The sequence below is a fragment of the Methylobacterium segetis genome (genome assembly GCF_004348265.1).
Lineage (GTDB): Bacteria > Pseudomonadota > Alphaproteobacteria > Rhizobiales > Beijerinckiaceae > Methylobacterium > Methylobacterium segetis.
Window position 1 is genome coordinate 61,755 of sequence record NZ_SMNT01000001.1, and the last position, 17,777, is coordinate 79,531.

General features: G+C 69.4%; 9 protein-coding genes and 2 pseudogenes. 8 read left to right on the plus strand and 3 right to left on the minus strand.

Annotated features, from left to right (window positions below):
- The first annotated feature begins 46 nt into the window (after nucleotides 1-46).
- The 3 genes and pseudogenes from E1J50_RS00305 to E1J50_RS28280 all read left to right on the plus strand — a co-directional run.
- Nucleotides 47-1,051 (plus strand): ADP-ribosylglycohydrolase family protein, encoded by a 1,005-nt coding sequence (locus tag E1J50_RS00305; RefSeq protein WP_245516376.1) that lies wholly within the window; start codon nucleotides 47-49, stop codon nucleotides 1,049-1,051.
- A gap of 308 nt (nucleotides 1,052-1,359) precedes the next feature.
- Nucleotides 1,360-2,235: an ArdC family protein gene (locus E1J50_RS00310; RefSeq protein ID WP_132249207.1), complete on the plus strand. Its 876-nt coding sequence runs from the start codon at nucleotides 1,360-1,362 to the stop codon at nucleotides 2,233-2,235.
- Nucleotides 2,232-2,450, plus strand: a pseudogene (locus E1J50_RS28280) (OB-fold nucleic acid binding domain-containing protein); the annotation flags it as partial. The gene E1J50_RS00310 and the pseudogene E1J50_RS28280, both read left to right, overlap by 4 nt.
- 33 nt (nucleotides 2,451-2,483) lie before the next feature.
- Here E1J50_RS28280 and E1J50_RS00320 read toward each other — a convergent pair.
- The 3 genes from E1J50_RS00320 to E1J50_RS00330 form a co-directional block, all read right to left on the minus strand.
- Nucleotides 2,484-3,776 carry an McrC family protein gene (locus E1J50_RS00320; RefSeq protein ID WP_132249209.1) on the minus strand — a complete coding sequence of 431 codons (1,293 nt, stop codon included), beginning with the start codon at nucleotides 3,774-3,776 and terminating at the stop codon, nucleotides 2,484-2,486.
- Nucleotides 3,773-6,313 carry an AAA family ATPase gene (locus E1J50_RS00325; RefSeq protein WP_245516366.1) on the minus strand — a complete coding sequence of 847 codons (2,541 nt, stop codon included), beginning with the start codon at nucleotides 6,311-6,313 and terminating at the stop codon, nucleotides 3,773-3,775. The genes E1J50_RS00320 and E1J50_RS00325 overlap by 4 nt, the downstream gene beginning before the upstream one ends.
- A gap of 161 nt (nucleotides 6,314-6,474) precedes the next feature.
- Complete coding sequence (locus E1J50_RS00330; RefSeq protein ID WP_132249211.1) at nucleotides 6,475-7,119, minus strand: hypothetical protein; 645 nt, start codon at nucleotides 7,117-7,119, stop codon at nucleotides 6,475-6,477.
- A gap of 146 nt (nucleotides 7,120-7,265) precedes the next feature.
- On the opposite strand from E1J50_RS00330, the pseudogene E1J50_RS27910 reads away from it, so the two are divergent.
- The 5 genes and pseudogenes from E1J50_RS27910 to E1J50_RS27735 all read left to right on the plus strand — a co-directional run bounded on the left by E1J50_RS27910 (nucleotide 7,266) and on the right by E1J50_RS27735 (nucleotide 17,740).
- A pseudogene (locus tag E1J50_RS27910) lies at nucleotides 7,266-9,521 on the plus strand (ADP-ribosylglycohydrolase family protein).
- A complete protein-coding gene (locus tag E1J50_RS00340) occupies nucleotides 9,518-10,828 on the plus strand; it encodes a hypothetical protein (RefSeq protein WP_132249213.1) in 1,311 nt (436 codons plus the stop codon). Before E1J50_RS27910 ends, E1J50_RS00340 begins: the two are co-directional and overlap by 4 nt.
- Nucleotides 10,829-11,765: 937 nt before the next feature.
- The gene (locus tag E1J50_RS00345; RefSeq protein ID WP_132249215.1) at nucleotides 11,766-13,064 is read left to right on the plus strand and encodes a hypothetical protein; all 1,299 of its coding nucleotides are present in this window, start codon (nucleotides 11,766-11,768) and stop codon (nucleotides 13,062-13,064) included.
- Nucleotides 13,065-13,068: 4 nt separating this feature from the next.
- On the plus strand, nucleotides 13,069-15,039 hold the full coding sequence (locus E1J50_RS00350; protein WP_132249217.1) for a phospholipase D-like domain-containing protein: 1,971 nt from the start codon (nucleotides 13,069-13,071) through the stop codon (nucleotides 15,037-15,039).
- Between the two features lies 1 nt (nucleotide 15,040).
- Nucleotides 15,041-17,740: a helicase-related protein gene (locus E1J50_RS27735; RefSeq protein ID WP_132249219.1), complete on the plus strand. Its 2,700-nt coding sequence runs from the start codon at nucleotides 15,041-15,043 to the stop codon at nucleotides 17,738-17,740.
- Nucleotides 17,741-17,777: the final 37 nt, after the last annotated feature.

The window sequence follows — 17,777 nt, forward strand, 5'->3', positions numbered from 1 at the left end:
CACCACGCCTTCTTCCGCGACGCTCCCCCCGCCCCTTTCGGACCCCATCCGCGACCGCGCTCGCGGGGCGCTCCTCGGCCTCGCTGTCGGTGACGCGCTGGGCACCACGCTCGAGTTCACGCGCCGCGACACCCAGCCCCGCCACACCGAGATGACCGGCGGCGGCCCGTTCGATCTCGCCCCGGGGCAATGGACGGACGACACGAGCATGGCGCTGGCACTGGCCGAGAGCCTCATCGCTCACCCTGCCTTCGACCCGCGCGACCTGCTGGACCGCTTCGTCGGCTGGTATCGACGCGGGGCGTACTCGTGCACGGGGGCCTGTTTCGATATCGGCATCACCACGCGCCAGGCGCTGGCGCGCTACGAGCGCACGCACGATCCATTCGCCGGCTCGACCGCCCCGGACACGGCGGGCAACGGCTCGCTGATGCGGCTCGCTCCCGTGGCGCTCGTCACCCTCGACGACCCGGGTGAGGCCGAGCGGATTGCGGAGGCGCAGAGCCGCACGACGCATGGCGCACCGCAGGCGGTCGAGGCCTGTGACTACTTCGTGCAGCTGCTGCGCGGAGCGATCCAAGGCGAAGCAGACGTGCTGCGCCCGCGGCCCTGGATCGGCGTCGACACGGAGGGCCTGCGCCCGCGGCTTTGGTCGAGCGGGGCGGACGACGACCTGACGCCGATGGCGCGCGATGGCGATGCGGCGATCGACGCGCTCGCCCGGGGTGAATGGCGGGGCAAGGCGCGCGATGAGATCCGCTCGTCGGGCTACGTGGTGCACACGCTCGAGGCGGCTTTGTGGGCGGTGGGCACGACGGACACGTTCGAGGACGCTCTCGTGCTGGCGGTCAACCTCGCTGACGACGCGGACACGGTCGGTGCCGTCACCGGTCAGCTCGCCGGGGCGCTGTATGGGGCTTCCGCTATTCCCGAGCGCTGGCTGGCACCGTTGGCTTGGCGCGACCGGTTCATCGCGACCGCCGACCAGCTATCTGGGCCGGCCGCGGATTGCGGCCTGCCAGCAGTCGCGCCATCCGATGCCGCGCGGTGATGAGCCCGACAGTTGGAGGCACGATCGCGTCGCGGCCGCCGACAGCCGTCGTGGCACATATCCGGGCGGTGACCGCATCACGTCCGGGCGATGTTCCTTTGTCGGAAACCGAACCTTCGGCTTTCGGCCAAACCCGGTCGTTCGACGTCCTGCGCTGAAGCACCGGTAAGTGGACATGCCGGTCCGATCACCCGCCCTCGTCTATCACTCCAGGTATGTGCGTCCCGAGAGCAACAACCCTGACCCGTCCGTGAACCTCCCTCGTCCGCCGCCGTGCCCCCGCATCGGCGCGCCGCCAACGAGGACCCATGGCCGATCCCCACGCACGCGTAACCGCCGCCATTCTGCGCCAGCTCGAGAGCGCTGACCCCACCACCTGGGTCTGCCCCTGGCACCGCGCCGCGGGCGGCCTACCCCGCAACGCCGTCACCCGGCGAGCCTACCGTGGAATCAACACGCTGGCTCTGTGGTGTGCCGGCCAGGAGCGTGGCTACGCCGACCCGCGCTGGGCGACCTATCGGCAGTGGTCAGAGCAGGGTGCGCAGGTCCGACGCGGCGAGCAGGGCACGGCGGTGCTGTTCTACCGCGACCTGCCCCCCGAGGCCGCGGGAGAGACGAGCACAGAAGAGGCGGACGCGCCCCGCTTCGTTGCGCGCGCCTCCACCGTGTTCAACGCCGCCCAAGTCGACAGTACCCACGAGTCGCCCACGCTCCCCGTCATACCGATCGACCCCATCCCGGCCTTCGATCGGTTCGTCGCCGCCACCGGCGCGGTGATCCGCACGGGTGTCTCTGCCTGCTACCTCCCCGCCCGCGACGAGATCCGCCTGCCGGAGCGCGCGGCCTTCCGCTCGGCCGCGGGCTACTGCGGCACGCTCGCCCACGAACTCGTGCACTGGACCGGGGCGCCCCACCGCCTCGACCGCCGGCTCACCACCCGCTTCGCCACCCGCGCCTACGCCGCCGAGGAGCTGGTGGCCGAACTCGGCGCCGCCTTCGTCCTCGCCGGGCTCGGCCTCGCCCCCGAGCCACACCCGAACCACGCCGCCTACATGGCCGGCTGGCTGCCGCTCGTGCGCGACGAGCCCCGCGCGCTGGCTACCGCCGCCTCGCTCGCCTCGCGGGCCGCGCAGTACCTCGAGGCGTTCGCCCAGCCCGTGGGCGATGCCATGATCGCGGCATGAAGTGCGACGACCCAGACGTGTTCTGCTGCGCGATCCTGAACGCGCAGCCGAGGGGCTTCTACGCCCCGGCGCAGCTGGTGCGCGACGGGCGCGAGCACGGAGTGATCGAGCACCCGTTCTGCGTGAACGCCTCCCAGTGGGATTGCACGCTGGAGCCGGCAGGGGGGCGGTGGCTGGCCGTGCACCTGGGCCTGCGCACGGTGCGGGGCCTGTCGATGGGGACGCCTGTGCCAGTCGCTCTCGGTCCTTCAGCTTGCGATCGCTTGGTCAAGGGGACCGATGATGGTGCATAACTGGTCGCGCACGGTCGCCGGCGCGGTGAGATCGAGGGTCACGACCTGCAGGCAACTTCCATCCAAGTTCGCGATGGCGTGGGCGGTCAGGCTCCCGGCCGGCTGGGGCAGGCCCGCGTGGTGGGGGTAGACCAGCATGAGCTCACGGCAGCCGTAGACCTGCGCATAGGCCATCATTTGGTAGACATCTGCCTGCCCGACACCGCGACGCGGGTCCTCGGTCGAGCTGGTCAGGCGCTTCCACTTCGTGTCGAGAATCATCACGGCACGCCCGGCCCGAGTGACGACGATATCTGGACGTGTGGCGAACAGCGGGCGTCCGAGCGTGAGGTCGTGGAGGGCATGATCGGGCGGCCCCTGCAGAGTGACGCTTGCCCCCGACCCGGCGAGCGCGCGGCGCAGGGAATGTCCAACGAACGCCTCGAACAGTAGGTTCATCTCGAACAGCAGCGCGAAACCGCGCCCATCGCCGGCAGACGTCGTCTGGAAGCGGTCCCCGAGCAAAAGGCGCGCGAAGCCGAGTACTTCGCGCCAACCGGCGTTGGTGCGGTCGAGGGCAACTGCGTGCCAGGGCAGGGCTGCACGCGACGGGAGCGAGACGTCGTCATAGATGAGGAGGAGCTCGTTCAGGCGCCGCCGCGTCTCCGGGGCACGGGCTACCCTTTTAAGGCGCACGAGGGCGGCCTTGAGGATGCGATTGAGGGCGATATCGGCGTCCAGCTCCTCGTAGCGGCAGGCGAGCCGTTGCGGGCTGGCAGCGAGCACTGTGCACTGGCGGACGACGTCGAGGCGTCCGCGCAGCGCCGGCAGATCGTCCTCCCGGCTTACGTAGGCCCGCGGCAGGCCCCGCCGCAGGACAGCGGCGAGCTTGTCGCAGAACAGCCGGATCAGAATCTCGAGGAAGTCGCGCGACTGCCAGCCCAGATCGGTCAGCGGTCCGGCGTCGATTTTGAGGTCATGCACGGCCGCGAGCATGTGCACAAGGCGCGTGCGTGCGCTCGCCGCGTCGCCATCAATCTTGGGCAGGATCTCGAGAGTGACGTCCTCAGCAACCAGCACACCGACGACCTGCTGGGCGCGCAGCCGTCGCCCCCCGTCCACGAGCACGCGTTCCCCGTCCGCCCCGCCGAGCGTCGAGCGCCGGGCCGCGGCGAGCAACCCGTCGGCCTGCGCCCGGGTGACCCCGAGCTCCCCCGCCGCACTCGAGACGGCCAGGTAATCCCACTCGCGCAGCGCCTGGCGGATCATGCCTGCAGCTGTGTGTAGGCGTGCGCGCCGAACGTGTCGTGCACAGCGTAGCGCCAGCGCTCCGGCCCGGCATCTTCAAGACCGGGCGGTGGTTCGAGCCGGACGCGAGCGAGGAAGGCACCCGCGTCGGTGGTCTCGCCCAGGACGAGGCGGATGCGGTCCCAGTCCTCGAAGAAGTACTCGGCCAGTAGTGGGATCACGCGGTCGCGCATCACCGCGTCGATATCGGCGCGCGTCCGGCAGCCCATGAAGAACGCGTGCCCGATGCAGTGCTCGCGATCCACGAGATACTCGATGCGTGCGTTGAGGGTGCGCAGGACCGCGGCGAGATCGACGCCTTCGAGGTTCGTGGGCAGGCATTCGGGTCGAGGAACGAGCTCCCGGAAGGCAAAGCGACGACGCAGGGCGGTGTCGAGTAGGGCTATCGAGCGGTCGGCCGTGTTCATGGTCCCGACGATATGAAGGTTCGCCGGGACGCCGAACGACTTCTTCGAATATGGCAGAACCAGGCGAATCTCGTTCGCCATTCCGATCCGCTTGTCCGGCTCAAGCAGTGTGATCAGCTCGCCGAAGACCTTGGAGATGTTGGCCCGGTTGATCTCGTCGACGATCAGCACGTAGGCCCGCGAAGAGGGACCGGTGCTGGCAGTCTCGGGTCCGCAGACGATCGCCTCCAGGGCATCCCAGTCCACGAGCGACTGATCCAGCTTGTAAAGGGAGTGCCGTCTAAAGACATTAGGGTAGAAGAGCTCGCGCTCGACCCCCTGATCGCTTCGCCACAGCCATGTCACCCGACGGCGATGCGGATGAAATGAGGCGTCCTGGTCGTAAAAATACTCGCCGCTGATCCTCCCGAACGCCCGGACCCGATCACGCCCATCGGACAGGACGACGTAGTCGCCGGTCTGCATGTCGGCGCGCAGCGAGAACGTAATGACAATATTACCGTCGTGACCGCTTGCCTTGGAGTCCTTTCGTGACCGCCATTCGGAGAGGATGTCGTTGTAGCTTTCGAAGCGCTGATCCGACCAGTCGATATCCCCACCCCAGCCGACATGGATCAGCTCGTTCTCCAGACCGTATCGGATTCGGTCCTCCTCGACCCCCCGACGCCCGAGGGCCACCTTGAATACGCGGGCCGATCGGTCGAGGCGTGCGGCGGTGCCGCTGTCGCGTCGGTCGAGGCGCGCGCGCTCGCTGAAGCGCTTGAACACGCCGTCGTGGGGCTTCAACTGAAAGCCGCCCTTTGGATCTGGTTCATCGAACCCATCAACCGCGTCCTCGCCCCTGTCCGGCCGCAGCCCTTCGATAAACTCCTCGTAGGACATAGACTGGTGGAAGGTGATGAACTCGATCCGTCCCTCTGCCACCAGACGCTGATACTCGGCCATCAAGGCGACACGCCGGTCCTGGCCCTCCAGCTGCGCGAAACGCTCCGCGTCTAGGCAGAGCCGGACGGCCTCGAACGCGGTCCGGTATGTCTTTCCGGTGCCGGGCGGTCCGTAGAGGATCAGGTTCGTCGCCGGATGCCCCTCTCCAACTGCCGTCTCTGCCACCGGACCGGCGACCTCCTCGACCTTGAGCCTGAACGTAAAGGTCGTCGTGCTGCTGGGGTTCGGCTCGGTGGCTGTCGGCGCCGGCACCCGGGCGAGTTGCCGAAACTTCTCGCCCCCGAGCGCCTGACACACGTTTGGAAACGCATCCTTGAGCCCCATGGCTGCGGCAAGGTCCCCGGCCCGGATCGCGACCTCGGCGGCCCCCTGCTCGCGGGCCGGTTCGACGAAGTAGTTGAGCGCGCAGAGCCGGATGCGATCGGCATCACGCAGGAGATGCAGGGCAAATTCCGGCGGTGGGACAGGTACATCCCGGTCAGTCACAATGATGAAACCGGCGTTGTGAAGCAGCGCGGCCGCATGGGCTCCTTCGCCCCAGCCATCGCTCAACCCTGCGGTCCCCAGGGCCTCGGACGCAACAGCCCGGGCCGGAAACACGCGGTTGGGGCGTATGCGCGTGGAGCGCACCCAAGAGGCGGGCGGACTGTCCGCTACTTTATCCGGCTGGCCGCCTTCACCTCTGGCGTCGAGCGCATCCATTGCGGCCTCCACCCTCCTACGGTCGATCGTCTCCACTTGCCCGCGCTGCCCCCTCGTGATCACGCCGATGAGCCGGCGAAGTCCGCGATTGTCGTCTATCTTAACGCGCAGGCAGGCCGCCTGCGGAAAGGACCAGGGTCTGTTCAGGCCGGAATGCCGTCCCCCATCCTGCAACCCAGGCACGAACGCCTTACGTTCGCACTCCAAGCCTACCTGCTCCACGGCATCCTGCCATTTGTCGGCGACGAAGATGTTCCGGGCTGCACCTGTCAGCTCCCAGACGACGACCTGCTGACCTTCAGACAGAAACGCGACCATGTACTTGGTGGCATTCCCATTCGGAACGAGGCCGCTGGTCCGGAGGACGTCCAGCAGTTCCCTGCGGCGCGCGTTAGGCCTCTCCAGATCGTTTTCAGCAATGCGAGCTTCGATGTCTGCCCACATTCTTCAAGATTCCGCACGGATCAGAGATGACCGCTCGGCCGCGGGCGGCCTCAAGTCAGCAGCAAAAAGGGCAGCTCCCTCAGGCATCGTCCCCCTATTGCACCTGCAGCATGGAATGCAGGTCACGTCGTTGCCCGCACAGGGCAGATCACTGCTTACACTCAACCTGCCTCCTCCAGACGACCGGCGAGCTTGCGAACGTTTTCGGCGGTCCAGCGCCCGCCGCGCACCGTCCCCACCCTGTCTGCGTTCAGGCGGTCTGCGATAGCCTGCCAGCGGCCCGCCCCCTCGGGCACCGCGGCGAGCGCGCCCCGCAGGCCTGCATAGGCGGAAAGCCGCAACTCGGCCATCGCCGCAGTCTCCCGCTCACGCCAGCCTCCGAAATGCGCGGCCGGATCGAGAGGCACACCGTCCAGTGTGATCGGGTCGGGCGAGAGCGGGACGCGCTCGATGTCGAGCCGACGCAGATGTGCGATCAGGTGGAGGTTGTCGCGCCACGCATGTTCCTCGAAGGCCAAGTGGATGAGCGCGGCGCGGCGTCCACTCGCGATCGCCCCGACGCGGTCGAGCGCCTCGCGCACGGCCTCCGGCGCCCGGTCTGGCCGCACGTCCATGAAGGCGATCTCGCCGAGCAGCCGCCCCTCCAGGCGCCCCTCGACGTCGCGGACGTAGCGGTGCGTCAGCGCCCGCCGATAGCGGATCGTGGTGCTCACCTGCGCTGCCTCCGCCGCATCCTTGGGCAGGTGGCGAAAGCCGATCCGGGGGACCGGCAGCGTCCAGTAGAACCCGATGTACAGCCCCGCCATGCCCCCTCCCAGCGCCTGTTCTGCCAACGTCTCGTCGGTCCGCGCGCCGCCCGGCCTTTGTCGCAGTTCCGGCCCGGACAATTCCGACAGGCGGTCGCAGCAAGGGTCAAGCCCCCTAAGGTTGTCCGGCAACCGAGGAGATCGCAATGACCACGAGCCAGAACGCCCCCCTTCAGATCGCCGAGATCACGGTGGGCCGCTACGACGGGCGCATTGGAATCACCTTCGCCCCGGGTAAGAAGCAGCCGTATGGTCTGACAGGCCCGCACGACCGCGACCTCGGCATCGACCTCGATGCGGTCGCGGCCTGGGGTGCGGGGGCGGTCTTGACGCTGATGGAGGACTACGAGCTCGCGAGCCGCAAGATCGCCGGGATCGGCGCCGCGGTGCAGGCTCGGCACATGGAGTGGCACCACGCCCCCATCGTCGACATGGCGGTGCCGGGTCCCGCCTTCGAGGCTGCCTGGCCCGCCCTATCGGCCCGGCTGCGCGGCCTTACGGCCCGCGGTGGACGTGTTCTCGTGCACTGCCGCGGCGGGCTCGGGCGCGCCGGCATGATTGCCGCGCGTCTCCTCGTCGAGGACGGCATGGACCCAGCGGCGGCGATCGCCGCGGTGCGGGCCGTGCGCCCCGGTGCGATCGAGACCCGCGCCCAGGAGCGCTGGGTGGAAGCCGGGCAGCCGATCCCGCTGCCCGTCCCCGTCACGACACGGGCGGCTAAGCGCGACCGCGCGCTCGGCGCGTTCCTCGGCCTCGCCGTCGGCGACGCGCTCGGCACGACGCTCGAGTTCACGCGAAAGCCCCACCATGCTGTGCTCGACACGATCGTGGGCGGCGGGCCGTTCGGGCTGCGGACCGGGGAATGGACCGACGACACGGCGATGGCGCTGGCACTCGCCGACAGCCTCGCGCACGACCCGGCCCTCGACGCACGCGACCTGATGGACCGCTTCGTTGCGTGGTACCGGCGCGGGGACTATTCCTGCACAGGCGCCTGCTTCGACATCGGGACTACCACCCGCGCGGCCCTCACCCGCTACACGGAGACGGGCGAACCGGTCGCCGGTTCGACCAGCCCCACAAGCGCCGGTAACGGCGCCCTGATGCGGCTTGCCCCCGTGGCGATCCGGCACTGACAGGAGGCCGAGCGGCTCCTGACGGTGTCGGACCGGCAGACGCGCACCACCCACGGGGCGCCTGCGGCGGTCCGCTGCTCGCGCCAGCTCGCCACCCTCATCGCCCAGGCCATCGCCGGCCAGCCGCTGACCGTCCTGCTGGAGGCGGAGGCGGCTGCATCGATCGAGGGGGGCTGGCGCGGGCTGCCCCGGGAGGCAATCGAAGGTTCGGGCCATGTCGTGCGCGCGCTGCAGGCGGCGGTGTGGGCGGTGGCGCGCACCGGCGACTTCCGCTCCGCGGTGCTGCTGGCAGCCAACCTCGGGGACGATGCCGACACCACGGCGGCCATCGCCGGACAGCTCGCCGGCGCGGTCTACGGCTTGTCGGGCATCCCGCAGGACTGGCTCGACGTGCTGGCATGGCGCGAGCGGATCGCGGCCGCGGCCGATCGTCTGTTCGCGGACGGCTACCCGGACGGCAGGATTCAACAGGGCCTGCCCTGTACGAAAGCCGGTTCCGGGATCGTCCGGCCGGGCGGCGGCGAGACGGCGTCGATGGGCGCCGCTCTCGGCCCGAAGGTGGTATCCGCAGACAAGGGAGCCGTGAGCGTGATGAATACAGTCTCTGAAGCGCCCTGGGTGTGCGCAGCTAACGACCTCGTGGCGTTCTGGTCCCGGCTGGGGATGGCGCATGTGCATCCAGACGATGCGGCGCAGGTCTCCGGCTCCGGCTTCGCCCTCGACCTGCACCCAGTGCCCTGGGCAGGGCCCGTACGGACAGCACGGATGTACCTTCTGTTCCTTAATCCCGGTCTCAGCGGGGACGAGGCGGAGGAGGAGGCTAAGCCCGCCTTCGCGCAGGCGCTACGCGCCAATCTCGCAGGCGACCACCCCTATCCCTACCTCCTCGGCATCCACGCCACGCACCCGGGCTACCGGTGGGCGCGGCAGACCTTCGGGGCGGACATCGCCGAGGCCGACGCCCCGGGGATCTGCGTTCTGCAGCTTGTGCCCTACCATTCGCAGAAGGGCGGTGTGGCGCGCAGCGTCGCGCCGACGCTGCCCTCGGCACTGGCCATCCGACGCTTCGTCCACGAGGGGGTGCTGCCGCGGGTGCGGGCGGGGCAGGCCGGACTGGTGGTGGCGCGCTCGGCCAAGCTGTGGGGTAAGACGGCTGAGGAGCCCGGTGTCGTGGTCTACGCCGGCGCCGAACCGCGCCGCGCGTTCCAGACGTCGGCATCCCGCGGCGGCAGGCTGCTGCGGCAGATGCTGAAGCGTCCCCTATGACGACCGGAAACCTGCGGACGCCTTGTAATCCGCTCGCCAATCAACAAGCCTCTTCGATTCAGGGTCACGCCATGCGACAGGACGGTCAGCCGATCTGGGTTTCCGGTGAGAACACCGCTGTTCCACTGGAGCGCGTGACGCTGCTCAAATCCGGGGCTGGGGAGCATGCGTACGATGAGGCGTGGCTGCAGCATCTCCTGCACGCGCAGCCGCAGGTTCTGCCGATCGATCGGATCGAGCCGGGCTTCGGGGCTTTGATCCCGGTCTGCCGCGAGCTGCCCCTAGTGTGCGGCGCCGGCAGATCTGGTGCGCTTGACAACCTTCTCATCACGGCAACCGGCGGTCTGGTGCTCGTCGAGACCAAGCTGTGGCGCAACCCGGAGGCCCGGCGCAGCGTCGTGGCGCAGGCCATGGAGTATGCGGCCGCGGTGTTTCGGATGAGCTATGATCAGCTGCAGACCGCAGTCGATACCGCCCGCAAGGCGGCGGGGGAGCCTGTCATGCCGCTGGCGGCCCTCGCCGCCGGGCCTCAGGAGCCGTCCGACGAGGTGTTCTTCGTCGACAATCTCACCCGCAACCTGAGGCGCGGCCGGGCGATCATCGCGGTGGTCGGTGACGGCATCCGGGAGGACCTCGTCGCCCTGACCAAGCTCCTGCAGTCGCACGCCGGGCACCGCTTCGTCTTCGCGCTGATCGAGCTCGGCATCTACACCGTGCCCGGGACCGATGCGCGGCTGATCAATCCCAGCGTGCTCGCGCAGACGACGCTCATCGAACGGGGTGTGGTGCGGATCGAGGACGGCGGCCCAGGCGTCGTCCGAATCCTCGCACCGGCCGTGCCCCCATCAGCCGGCGCGCCGGTGTCGCCGGCCGGCGTCGGGATCGGGGCGGACGAGTTCTTCGAGATCCTCGATCAGCAGCAGCCGGGGGCGGCGCACATGCTGCAGGGATTTCTCGCCCGCGCGGATGCGCACGGCCTGTATCCCGATTTCCAGGGCGGGCTCAATCTCAAGCATCCCTCCCCGAAGGGCCATCCGCTCAATCTCGGAACGATCAGCAAGACCGGCTTCCTCGATACCAGTCCTGCCACGTGGTGGGATCGCGGCCCGCCCGGCCGCGTCTACAACGAGACACTCGCAGGTCTGATCGGCGGACACGTCAAGGAACAGAAAACCGCGCAGCAGTCCGTGCTGCGCACGGCCGCTGGGAAGACCCCGCGCCTGTCGGATCTCCTCCCCCAGCACGCCGAAGCTTGGCTGGAGGCGGTCGACCGTTACGTCGGCAACTTCCTGACTTCGGACGGCTGAAGGTACTCTCGTCCCGTTCCCTCTGCGGGCCGGAGAGGTCGCAGATCTCTGAATGGGGACGCCCGACCGCCTCCGGTGTCTGCCCACCCACTCGGTCAGTCTAACCCGGACGAACATTGTGCGGTGTTCGGCCCGCCGGGAAGGGCCACACGCCGGGGCGGTCCCCGACGACGCGCGTTCGGAGTTTCTGGACCGGCCACGCGGATCGGCGACCGCCCGATCGAGGGCCGGCCGCCGCCCCCGAGATCGTTGTGCGCGGCCCGCACTGCGCGGACTTCCCAGGATGAGAATCCCCGTGCGGGCTCGCGGCTGTAGCTCCATTCTCGATGCAGCAGGTGGCTCTCATTAAACGCATCCGGCGCTGCCGGCAGAGCGTCCGCAGCCACCACCCAGCCGGCAGCGAGCAGGGCTTCCAACGTCTCGAACCGCGTGCTTAGCCCCCCCTCGATCGTCGTCAGCGAGCTTCCTGGTTCACGGTCCCGATCGCAGTGCCCGTATTGGCGATCGGCGCGGGACGCCCGAAGGCAACCAACACCAGGGCGGTGCAGTCGGAGAAGGAACCGGAGTGGATCTAGTTACTCCCGCCATCGTCAGCGATGATGGCGGTCGCGCACGCGTCGAGCGCTGTCAGACTGAAGGCCGCGGCGTCCCGCTGACCGACGAACTGGAGCATAAGGCGTCCGCCGACGTGGCCGGCCTCCGTCAAGCGACCGATTGCGTCAAGCGCGACCGAGGCCGTGCCGGTTGGGGGACGGCCCGCACTGAGGCCGCCGCTGTCAAACACCTCACATTCCCATCGCACGCACCTCGACGCGGGGGCTATGACCGCTTCTGACGCATCGCCCCGATATTTTCTCAGGCGCAGGGGCAAATTGTCTGATCGGAATCGGTTAGGCGTCGAAAACCCAGATTCATCCTTAGGTTGATGAGGTGGTTGATGGAGTGGGGTCTTCTCGGCGGAGAGATTATTGGCGGGACGCGGCGGACGCGCACCCTCGGCTTGGCCGCAAGCATGCGTCTGTTCAACGAGTTGGCCGTGCCCGGGCTCGGTGGTGTCTGGTACGCCAAGCAGGTTGTGCTCGCCCTTCTCGGCATTCACCACGCAGAGGCAGCGCGACGCGACGGGCGCGGTCTATCCAACATCACGACGGCCAACGCCATCGAAGCCTTGGCCGTGTGGTGGGCATTTCGGCGGCACCGCTGGGCGCGGGACGGGCGGCTGCCCGGGTATCGGAAGCTCCTGCGACACGACCAAGGTCAGGATCCTCCGTTCAAGGTTGCGGCCAGTCGGTCCTTCTACGTCAGCCAACCGATGCGCATCCGCACGCGCGACGCGCTCCTGACGCTGGGGCTCGTCGAGGCGCAGAGCCGTAGCTTCAACGCCTACACCTGCACGGCGCGCGGGCGAGCACTTCTTGAGGCGGCCTGTCCTGAGGCGCGCCGCACGCTCTCGGACTGGGTAGCCGGGGGAGCCCTGCCGTTTCGGTTCGGAGTCACGCGGGATGAACTCGATCCGACTCGGCCGCTTCCCCCGCGAGCCCGCGAGATCCTGCGCGAGGCCCTCGTGGCGGGCGCCGATCCGGATCGGGCGCGCCGACGCTGTGCCCTGAACTGGGTCGACGCCCTTCAGGCGCGCGGCGTCGAGCACACGCATTGGGACCAGAGACCGGCGGAGATCGTCGAGCCGGCACACTGGTCCGACATGCGGGTCGGGGCGGCCTTCAGCCACGTGATGGCCGCGGCGGCGGGCGACTTCGAGGGCGGTTCGGTCCTCGACCGGATCGAGGACCGGATGGCGCGCGCCGGGGTGCGCAAGCTCGCGATCGCGCAAGCCGCCGATGCAGGCCTGCGGCCGGCACTCAGCGAGTTGCGCCGGCGAGCGCAGGCGTTCCTCGCGCTGGAGCACGACCCCACGCCAGAGCGTGCGGCGAGCCGCTTCTGCGAGGAGTGTGCGCTCACCGACGACGGTGCCCTGCTCAGCCGGCTGATCGCCCGCGACGAGCGCATCCTGCGGCTTGCCGACGGCCTCATTCTGGCGGGAGCGGCGTTTCGCGGGGGGCCTCGCGGCGCGACCGCAGAGCCTGCCGACTCAGGGGAGATAGAGGACGAAATGGGCGCTCGCGCGCCCACGGATCCACACGCCCCGCTCCCGGACGGCATCTCGGGGCGTGTGCATAACCTCATCGTCTTGGCGAACGACCTGCGCCTGGCCTCTACCGCCTCGATCGGAGCCTAACGCGATGGACCCGCGCAAGCCGTTCGGCACCGAGGATCCGCCCGCGTTAACCCACCTCTTCGAACCGCCCGACGACCATGTCGGCGTCTTCGGCTGGCTCTGCGGCTACTCCGCCGATGCCCATTTCCTGAATGCCGCGGCCGAACGCTTCACCCGCCGGACCAAACGGCGGCGCGCGGCCGACGGCGTCGTGTCCCTCGCCCTCGTCCTGGATCCGGGCACGCCACGCTTGTCGCCGCTCGACGTGCCGGGCGTGCTGCACCTACCCCTGCCCGCCGCGCGCCCGTTCGCGCTCCTCCACGCCAAAGTCGCTTTACTCGGCTTCCGCCATCTCCAGGACAGCGCGCGCTGGCGATTGCGCCTCGTCGTCGCCACGGGCAATTGGACGCGCGAGACCCTCGAGGAGAGCCTCGATCTGGCCTGGACCGTCGAGGTCGAGGCTGATGCGCTGGCTGAGGCTGACGCCGAGCAGCGGCTGGCCGACCTGGCGGCGGCGTCGAATTTTCTGGGGAGCTTGCGTGCTCGCCTCGGCGCCTCGCCGCTCGATGCCGCCTCGCCACTGACCCGCGAGGCAGTGCGGGCGCTCGATGCGTGGTGCGCAGCCGTGACGAGTCGGGTGCCCGCAGGACTGGTGCCCCGCTTCATTGATACCCGGTCCGCACCGCTCCTATCCCAGATCGTCGCGCGGATCGCGCCAGGGGAGCGCAACTATCTCGCCATGGGATCGGGCTTCTACGAGGGCGGTGAGGGCGCGGACGTGCCACGCGTTCCTGCCGCGGTGGTCGCGGCCCTGCTCCAGGACGATCTGCTGATGCCGGGCGCTGAGATCGACCTATTCGTCAACCCGGACGGGTGCCAAGCTGTGGCGGGCGCGCTTCCGGCGATCGCGTGGGCGGGGTGGACGGTGCGGCGGCCCGGTCAGGGCCCGCTGCGTGGCAGGCCGCGTGGTCTGCACGCGAAGTTCCTCCTCGGCGCTCATTATGACGCCCGCTCGCCGCGCTGCCGCCGCGCGTGGCTCTATCTCGGATCGGGCAACCTGACCCACCCAGGGCTTCTGCGGGCGGGACCTGCCGGCGGCAACCTCGAGGCTGGCGTGGTCCTCGCCCCGGAGGCCCTGTTCTGGGATGACCCGGGGAGCGCTGCGGGTGTCTCGGTCCAAAGAGTTTTGCCGATCGCTTGGGACGCCGCGACCGAACTTCACTCGGACGCCCTGCGGGCGGGGGATGGCATGCCCGAGCGTCCGCCGGCCTACGTTCCACCCCCGATCCCGTACCTGCGCTGGCAGGCCGCTCCGGATGGCAGCGGTCGGCTTGCCCCGCCAGTGTCAGGCGCGGCAGCCCACACCGTGCTCGATGCGGACGGGAACGCCTGCGCCCGAGACGCGATCGGCGCACTCTGGCCGGGGCCTTGTCCGCCCGAAGTCCGGATCACCTGGGGTGAAGCGACCGAACGGCTGACGCAAAGCGTCCCAGTCATCGATGTCCATGGGCGCGTGGCCGGGACAGCGCTGGCGCCCGTCGCCCTGGACGAAGTCTGGGCGATGCTGGCTGATTTTCCGCTGCCGCCAGCCGACGACGTGGATGAACTCGACGACAGTGATGCGGGCCCGGACCGCGCAGGACCCGCCGGCACATCTGTCCCGGGGATCGGAGGCGCACCGGCGGGCCGCTACGCCATCCGGCGGGTGATGGAACTCGTCGAGCGGGTCGCCGATCGGCAAACGGCCGTGCAGGCGGTGGACTGGACGGCGTGGTGCACCCGGCTGGGGCAGGTGCTCGAACAGGCCAAGGATGATCCTGAGATCACGGCGTTTCGAGGTTTGAATCTCAACCCGTTGAGTCCGCTGCGTGCTGGCCCGTTCCGGCCGGACTTCGCCCGCGACCGCGGCACTCCGGCCGGACAGATCTACGAGGATACCCTCGACCGGGTCGAAGCGGCCTGGCAGGTCGCCGCGCTTGAGCCCCTGGAGGCCTGACATGACGTTCGCGGGATGGGCTCGGGTCGCGGAGCGGGTACGGGCGCTAGCCGACGCGCCAGGACCGCAGCTCAACGGCGGCCAGCGTGACAGTTTGTACGCCCTCGCCGAGCGCCTGCCACGGCACGGTCTGGTGATCGCCGACGAGGTCGGCATGGGCAAGACGCGCATCGCGGTCGCGCTCGCCCGGGCGGTCGTCGAGGCAGGGGGGCGGGTCGCGATCCTCATCCCGCCGACCCTCGGCTTCCAGTGGCGAGAGGAGTTGCGGCATGGCGGGGTGCCCGACGTGCCCGATGTCGTGCGCAGCCTCTGGGGGTTCCTCGCAGCGTGGGATCACAGGGCGCCGGCGCGACCGTGGTTCGACCAGCCCGTGGTTCTCGTCGCACATGGCTTTGCCAACTGGCGGCTCGGCGCCTCGACGCAGCGCTGGCGGTTCGAGCTTTTGCCGATGCTCGCCGGCTACGCGCAGCATACCCTGCACGAGGAGTTTCCCCACGGTTTCAAAGCGATGTCCGAGCGTGCGGATTGGTGGGTGCGGGCGGCCGCAGAGGCGATCGCGGCGCAGTGCGCCGAGTCGTCCGACCCCGCTCTGCGTCAACACTACGAGGCGCTCGGGAGCGAGACAGTCTGGCGGGGTGCGAACGCCGCGGCAAATTATGAGCAGGGCGGCGCGCCGCGGCAGATGCTCCAGCGCGCGGTCGGTCTCGGACTCGGTGTCTTCGATCTCGTGATCGTTGACGAGGCGCATAAGAGCCGGGCCGAGGACAGCGGGCTGTCACGCCTTCTCGAGGCGACGCTCGTCGAGGGCGCGGATGCACGTCGGTTGTGTATGACCGCGACGCCGGTCGAACTCGGCGCCCGCGATTGGGACCAAGCCCTGGCGCGGGTGCAGGTCGAACGGGCCGCTCGCGCCGAGATCCGCGGCATCGTCGAGCGCTACGGCGAGGCGGTCCGGCGCGCGCGCCTGGGCTGGCGCAGCAGCGCCGAGGCGCGCGCGGCCTACGTCGTGGCAGCCCATGCCTTCGAGGCCGCCCTCAAGCCCTACGTTCTGAGGCGTGACAAACGCGGCGACGAGGCCGTGATGGCCTACCGGAGCGCCACGCTCGCGCGGGCAGAAGGGGCACAGTCCAACCTCGCCGGCGAGGCTCAGGATCCCGATGCCTATCGCTGGCAGCGCGACCTCGCCGTCGCACCAGCCGGCCTCACGCCCGGGTGGCGGCGCGCCGTGTGCGCGGCCGAGGCGCTGTCCTTCGTCGTGCGGGGGCGCGATGACCCGGCCGCGAAGCGCCTGCGGCTCACCTTCGGCAACGGCCACGGGATCGCGACGCGGCTCGATGCGTCGGCCGCGAGCGCGGAGGATGTGGTCCGGCAGCCGGACGATCCCGCCCCGGATCTTGAGGCGCCAGAGGAGCCTGGCGTCGGGGCGGCCCTGGACCCGGCGCCGGCGGATGAGTGTGAGACCAAGCGCATCGCTCGCGCGGCGTGGTGGCAGCGGATGATCGACCGCGTGGCACGGACCGATGGCGCTCTCTATGACCATCCTGCGATCCTGGCGGCCATCACCGCGATCGAAGCCTACGACACAGGCGGCGAGAAGGTTCTCGTCTTCGGCCGTTTCACCGAACCGATGCGGGCCTTGGTGGCGCTGTTGAACGCGCGCGCGATGCTGCGCGCTCTCGATGCCGGGCGGCCCTGGCCGCAGAGTGTAGTGGCCGCCGAGGACGCGGCCGCGACCGAGGCGGCTCACCAGCAACTCGACCGAGGCGGCGTGTTCGACAAGGCCGCCCTCGACGCCCTGCTCGCGCGGCAATATGCCGGGATCGCGCGACGCCGGGAGGCGCTGCGCGCGTCGCTGTTTGAGCGCGTCGCCGAGGGGCTCTCGCCGGTGGAGCGGGACGCACATGCTCTGGCGGAAGCCGCGCGGGTGGGGCGCGAGGAAGACCGGGTGATCTTGGCGGCCGCGATCGACCAACTCCTCGATTACGGGATCCGATCAGAGACCACGGTGGATACCAGTTCGAGCGGCGCGGGTCCGTCCGCGGAGGCTGTCGCCGAAGCCTTCGTCTCCCTGGTCGCGGCGCTCCGCGAACGCGGTGAGGGGGATGCGGACGGTGACGGCGCCCTCGACGCCAACGAGGCAGGCGCCCTGTGGGCGAGGATCGCCGAGCGTCTCAGGGATGAGTACCGGACCGAGCGTGGCCGATTCGCGCGACTGATGAGCGGTGCGACCGCGCTCCCGACCCGACGCGCTCTGCAACTCGCGTTCAACCGGCGGGAGAGCAACCCGCGCGTCCTCGTCGCGCAGTCTCTGGTCGGCCGAGAGGGGCTCAACCTGCACCAAGCCTGCCGCGTGGTGATCCTCCTCCATCCGGAATGGAACCCAGGCGTCGTCGAGCAGCAGATCGGTCGCGTGGATCGCGTCGGGAGCCGATGGGCGCGGGAGCTGGAGGAGGCTGTGCAGGCGAACGCCACAGCACTGCCGCGCATCGAGATTCGTCCTGTGATCTTTGAGGGGACGTACGACGCCCACCACTGGCGCGTGTTGCACGAGCGCTGGGATGATCTGCGCGCCCAACTGCACGGTGTCGTCGTGCCCTATCGCGCTCGGGCCGGGTGTACGGCGGAGGAACTCGCGCTCATCCGAGAACTCGATAAAGCAGCACCCTCCTTTGAACCGCCGGTGCGCTTGCGAAGAATGTGAGCACATCTGGTTGGGTTGGTGCGGCAGCGTTCACTTG

What these genes read in the sequence shown, in the direction of transcription:
- E1J50_RS00350 (WP_132249217.1), top strand. Translation starts at nt 13,069, where the DNA reads ATGGACCCGCGCAAGCCGTTCGGCACCGAGGATCCGCCCGCGTTAACC.
- E1J50_RS00310 (WP_132249207.1), top strand. Translation starts at nt 1,360, where the DNA reads ATGGCCGATCCCCACGCACGCGTAACCGCCGCCATTCTGCGCCAGCTC.
- E1J50_RS27735 (WP_132249219.1), top strand. Translation starts at nt 15,041, where the DNA reads ATGACGTTCGCGGGATGGGCTCGGGTCGCGGAGCGGGTACGGGCGCTA.
- E1J50_RS00325 (WP_245516366.1), bottom strand. Translation starts at nt 6,313, where the DNA reads ATGTGGGCAGACATCGAAGCTCGCATTGCTGAAAACGATCTGGAGAGG.
- E1J50_RS00320 (WP_132249209.1), bottom strand. Translation starts at nt 3,776, where the DNA reads ATGATCCGCCAGGCGCTGCGCGAGTGGGATTACCTGGCCGTCTCGAGT.
- E1J50_RS00340 (WP_132249213.1), top strand. Translation starts at nt 9,518, where the DNA reads ATGACGACCGGAAACCTGCGGACGCCTTGTAATCCGCTCGCCAATCAA.
- E1J50_RS00330 (WP_132249211.1), bottom strand. Translation starts at nt 7,119, where the DNA reads ATGGCGGGGCTGTACATCGGGTTCTACTGGACGCTGCCGGTCCCCCGG.
- E1J50_RS00345 (WP_132249215.1), top strand. Translation starts at nt 11,766, where the DNA reads ATGGAGTGGGGTCTTCTCGGCGGAGAGATTATTGGCGGGACGCGGCGG.